The organism is Microvirga massiliensis (assembly GCF_001006805.1).
GTDB lineage: Bacteria > Pseudomonadota > Alphaproteobacteria > Rhizobiales > Beijerinckiaceae > Microvirga > Microvirga massiliensis.
Genome location: NZ_LN811371.1, coordinates 35219 through 39393 on the forward strand (window position 1 = coordinate 35219; position 4175 = coordinate 39393).

The following is a 4175-nucleotide window of genomic DNA, read 5'->3' on the forward strand; positions in this document are numbered from 1 at the left end:
CGGGTCACGGCACAACGCACGAGCCGCAGAGTGCCCAGCAGTCCGGTTGGGCTTTCCTCGATCCGAGCCTCTCCGCCGCTGTGATCAACGCCATCCTTTCGCAAGCCTTCGTCCACCCTTGACGGCCGCTCGTCCCGGAGAGGGTTGCAGGAAGGAGAGCGCCGCTTGCTGCCGATGCGCACGGCGCCGACATCGAAACCATTCATGAACCAATTTAGCCCGAGAATACTGGAATTTCGGGCTACGCAGACGGAAAACCCGTGTCGGTGCTGGGAATTCTCACCCGGCTCCAGACGTGCGGATTCGATTTCGCGTGTGGCCCGGCTGTTCCACCCTATGAGGCCTCTCATGAACAAGAATGACCTGATCGAATCCGTGGCCGAAGAGTTCGAGCTGACGAAAACCTATGCCCGCGATCTGGTTGATCGCGTGTTCGAGAAGATCATGGTGGCCGTCAACTCCGGCGAAGAGGTCGCGCTCTTCGGCTTTGGTCGGTTCAAGGTGGTCGAGCGTAGGGCCCGCACGGGCCGCAATCCCCAAACCGGCGAGACCGTGAAGATCCCGGCCCGCAAGGTGCTCAAGTTCGAGGCCGCCAAGGCCCTGAAGGAGAGCCTCAACCCCAAGCGGCGCCCACGCAAGAAGGCCGCTTGATCGTGCCCTCATGGCCCGCGGCTCGGAGGAGCTGACCTCGGTTTTGGAGAACGCCTCGCTTCCGGCGATGCGTCCAGCCTTGATCAGCCCTAGCAATCTGCCCATCGTAACCGTTAAGCGTACGGGCGCTGTGCGTAGCGGGACGCAAGCCTGCTTCCGCCATCCACGCGGGTCAGAAGGTCGCCGGTTGATCTGCTATCTCCGCTCAGCCATTAGGTCATGTACCAGAACGGTGAGCTTGCCGATCAGGCTTGCGCTGTCGCCATAGGCGCACGACCACTGCGTCCCGATGGCTGCCCCATCCGCCGACACCGACACCACCGCGATCGAGCGCAATCGGCCTTCGCGTGCGAGGCGCAGATGCTCCTGCAGGAGGTCGATGATCTGCGCAGCGTTCTCGTCGGCCGGCGCACCTTCCACTGATCGCGGGAAGTTGACGATGCTGTCCTGCTCCTGGGTTTGTTCGCCCATTGACGCCCCCGAACCTGGTTGAAACGCCGGACGACGCGTTAGCCCGTCATCTGGCGATTGTTGCTCAACGCGAAGGCCCACCAGCGGCGCCGCAATCGTGACGGTCTGCGGCGTCATCCATGCTCGACGCCGGCCGATACACCTTCGGGCGAACTCGTGCTCCGAACCTCGAACTCCAAACAGGCGCCACCCCGCGTGGTGCGCAGAAGGCGCGCGTTGTAAAAACACAGAGCGCCCTCGTGGTGATCCGCCCACACGCGACATCTAGAACGACCTTTGCCGTTGTGTAGACTGACACTTTATACTTTAGACTTGAGGCTCTCTGGGAAAAGGGGCCGAAAATGTCTGCTTGCGCCTGTCACAGGATGTCGACGGCCATCCGGCATTCCCGGCATCAGCGAGCCCCTGAACATTCCATCTTCCGGAACTCCCGGGATCGGTCCTGACGGAGCGCCGGTCCCGTCTCCGATGGAAGTGCCCTCGCCGGGATACGTCCCGCGTGAGATCTAACGAGGTATCCTTGCTGGCTAGAGACGCCCGGATCCGCGGGTTCGCTCCCGTGAGGTGAAGGAGCCGTTCGGCACCACCAGCGAGGCCTCGTCGGACAGATCGCGTCTCCGCCGGAGAGCACCCTACTGGCGCCTGGCTTGAGCCAACGCCTTGGTCGTGAGAGCGTTGGCAGCCGCAACAGAGGTTGCGGTGTTGTCGAAGATGCACCAGGTCTCGACCCCCGTGGCCGTGTCGCGAGCGAGCCGCTCCGCAATCCGAGTGAGAGCCTCCGCTTCGTAGGGGGAGTAGTAGATGCGCGGCGCTCCGTGCAGCCTGTAATAGGACAACCTCCGCCAGCCGCCCGGCTCGCCTGCTCCCACAATGGGTGCCGGATCCGCCGCTACGCGAGTGATCTTGTGTTCGTCCAACAGGCTGTCGACCCCCGACGTAAACCAGGATGCGTGGCGGGGCTCGCAGACGATCCCTCCCGCGAACCGCTGCCGGAGCTCAGCGAGGAAATGATCGGCCACTCCCTCCACGAAGCCCAGGCTTGGAAGCAGCTGGACCAGCAGCGGACCGAGCTTGGGTCCCAGAAGACCACTAATCTCCGAAAGGAAGCGATCCAGTAGCTCGCCCGCGTCCTTCAGTCGACGCTCATGGGTGTTGGCCTTCGGGATCTTGACGGCAAACCGGAAATCCTCCGGGACCGACGCGGTCCAGCGCTCGTATGTTGCCGTCTGGTGCGCCCGGTAAAACGAGGAGTTGATCTCGACCGCGTTGAAGACAGCGCCATAGCGCTCCAGGTGCGATCCCCGGACCCGAAACGGAGCCGAACGTTCCTTCGGAATGCTCCACCCTGCCGTGCCGATCCGGACGCGGGCAGATGGGAGGACAGCAGCCATTCAGTCGCTCGAGCCGGTGAGGTATTGGACGTTGAGGTAAATGACGTTCTGCGTCGGCATGGTTGGAGTGACGATCGCGTCGATGGAATTGTTACGCCACGACCGTCTTGGGCGAGTTGACGGAGGTATGCGCGGCTGCCGGCGCGACGTCCTCGACCGGGAGTGGGACCATGGCTCTAAACGCAGTCCCGATCGCAATCAGGCAATGGAACTTCTGGGACGCGAGCCGCTCCAGCTGTGGCTGCGTCGCCTCACTCTCGCTTCGCTCCTGTCAGTTGAGCCATGAGGATTTCTTGGAGCTGCTCGAAGCCTTTGAGGGTCGCGGGCAGCCAGGTCCTGAGCATCGCTTCAGGATCCATGGCCCGGATGTTGGCTGCCAGGCGCTCCTCCAGCTCCTGCATGAGGCGCTCCTGCATGGGTCTCAGGTCCGGGAGTCCCAGGAAGGCCCGCGCCTCCTCAGGCGTGCAGTCAATGTTCACTGTCACCTTCATCTCACAACTCCTTCACCTGAGATCACCTGAGCCTCGCCCGTGACGAGGTCAATTGCGAACGCCCCGGCTATGGGCCAGTGGCGCATCACAGAAATCCCAAGCAGGAAGGCCACACAGCGCGCTTGGCGCTCGCCCGGCCCGAGCCGCAAAGCCGGTGCGGTTTTGTCGGAAGCTGGGAGCAAGCTCGGCCATACAACGGCTGAGGCTAATCGAGACGTTCGCGCGTTGCCTTGTGGCTATGCGTTCGCGTCCTGGAAAGCGGGGGCAGTAGCAGTTCGGTTGACTGTCTCTGTTCCCATCCCGCGGCTGGATAGCGGAGCAGGATGGCGCCCTGAGAGAGCAACCCGATCAGAACGTAAGTGCCACCTTGGAGGAAGCGCATGACAGGCAAGGATACGGACAAGGTTCAGCCGCAGACCGGCAGCGCTGTGCCTGGACCAGACGTCATGCTGGGCCTGTGGGCCTCCTGGATGGACCAGATCTCCGCCGCAGCGCCGACCTCCGTGGGTCCCGGTCGGTCGTGGTGGGAGATGACACCCGATAATCCTGCTGCGAGCATGGTCGATGGTGGGATCAAGCAGTTCCAGGAGAGCCTGTCGCAGGATCCGACGCTCCGCACGATCGACCAGATGTGGAACGCCAATCCCCTGCGCGAGGTCGTGCCCGTCGACTGGGCCGAAATCGCCCGCGCTCTGCGCGTTGTTTGGCTGCGCTCACTGGGAAAGCCCAAGGCCGCCCGAGCCGCGGTCGACCTGAACCAGGACGTGTGGCGCGCGGCGCTCAATGTCTGGCAGGAAGCCGGTCAGCGCTGGCTGGGCGTTGCGGACCTGGCTTCGGCGAAAGGGCCGGCTGTCGCCACAGCTGACAAGCGGTTCGCCGCACCCGAGTGGCACACGAACCCCGTCTACCGCACTCTCAAGGAGGTCTATCTGCTCGCCTCGGACTGGCTGTTGGAGCAAGGCGACGCGACCGACATGGACGAGGCCGAGCGGCAGCGCATCAACTTTCACCTGCGCCAGTTCGTGGATGCGATGAGCCCCTCCCTGATCCTGCTGTCCAACCCGACCGCCCTTCACAAGGCGATCGAGACCGGCGGCGCCAGTGTCGCGGCGGGTGCCCGCAACCTCGTGGCCGATCTCCATGCGGGGCGCCTCAGCATGGTCGACGCGGA

Annotated in this window: 4 protein-coding genes and 1 pseudogene; 2 read left to right on the forward strand and 3 right to left on the reverse strand. The window is 63.6% G+C overall.

What is annotated here, in order from left to right; all coding sequences use genetic code 11:
* Window positions 1-348 precede the first annotated feature (348 nt).
* Window positions 349-651 (forward strand): HU family DNA-binding protein, encoded by a 303-nt coding sequence (locus BN1233_RS39510; RefSeq protein WP_046869159.1) that lies wholly within the window; start codon window positions 349-351, stop codon window positions 649-651.
* 195 nt (window positions 652-846) lie between these two features.
* Here the strand turns inward: BN1233_RS39510 and BN1233_RS39515 are convergent, their stop codons facing one another.
* The 3 genes from BN1233_RS39515 to BN1233_RS39525 form a co-directional block, all read right to left on the reverse strand.
* Window positions 847-1122 (reverse strand): hypothetical protein, encoded by a 276-nt coding sequence (locus BN1233_RS39515; RefSeq protein WP_046869160.1) that lies wholly within the window; start codon window positions 1120-1122, stop codon window positions 847-849.
* Between the two features lie 632 nt (window positions 1123-1754).
* Window positions 1755-2513 carry a DUF72 domain-containing protein gene (locus tag BN1233_RS39520; protein ID WP_046869161.1) on the reverse strand — a complete coding sequence of 253 codons (759 nt, stop codon included), beginning with the start codon at window positions 2511-2513 and terminating at the stop codon, window positions 1755-1757.
* Window positions 2514-2764: 251 nt separating this feature from the next.
* The gene (locus BN1233_RS39525) at window positions 2765-3004 is read right to left on the reverse strand and encodes a DUF6489 family protein (RefSeq protein WP_046869162.1); all 240 of its coding nucleotides are present in this window, start codon (window positions 3002-3004) and stop codon (window positions 2765-2767) included.
* Window positions 3005-3384: 380 nt separating this feature from the next.
* Here BN1233_RS39525 and BN1233_RS46430 point away from each other — a divergent pair.
* Window positions 3385-4175 (forward strand): annotated as a pseudogene (locus BN1233_RS46430) (class I poly(R)-hydroxyalkanoic acid synthase); the annotation flags it as partial.

Excerpts from the sequence above, each read along its gene's own strand:
- BN1233_RS39510 (WP_046869159.1), top strand. The coding sequence starts at position 349 with ATGAACAAGAATGACCTGATCGAATCCGTGGCCGAAGAGTTCGAGCTG.
- BN1233_RS39515 (WP_046869160.1), bottom strand. The coding sequence starts at position 1,122 with ATGGGCGAACAAACCCAGGAGCAGGACAGCATCGTCAACTTCCCGCGA.
- BN1233_RS39520 (WP_046869161.1), bottom strand. The coding sequence starts at position 2,513 with ATGGCTGCTGTCCTCCCATCTGCCCGCGTCCGGATCGGCACGGCAGGG.
- BN1233_RS39525 (WP_046869162.1), bottom strand. The coding sequence starts at position 3,004 with ATGAAGGTGACAGTGAACATTGACTGCACGCCTGAGGAGGCGCGGGCC.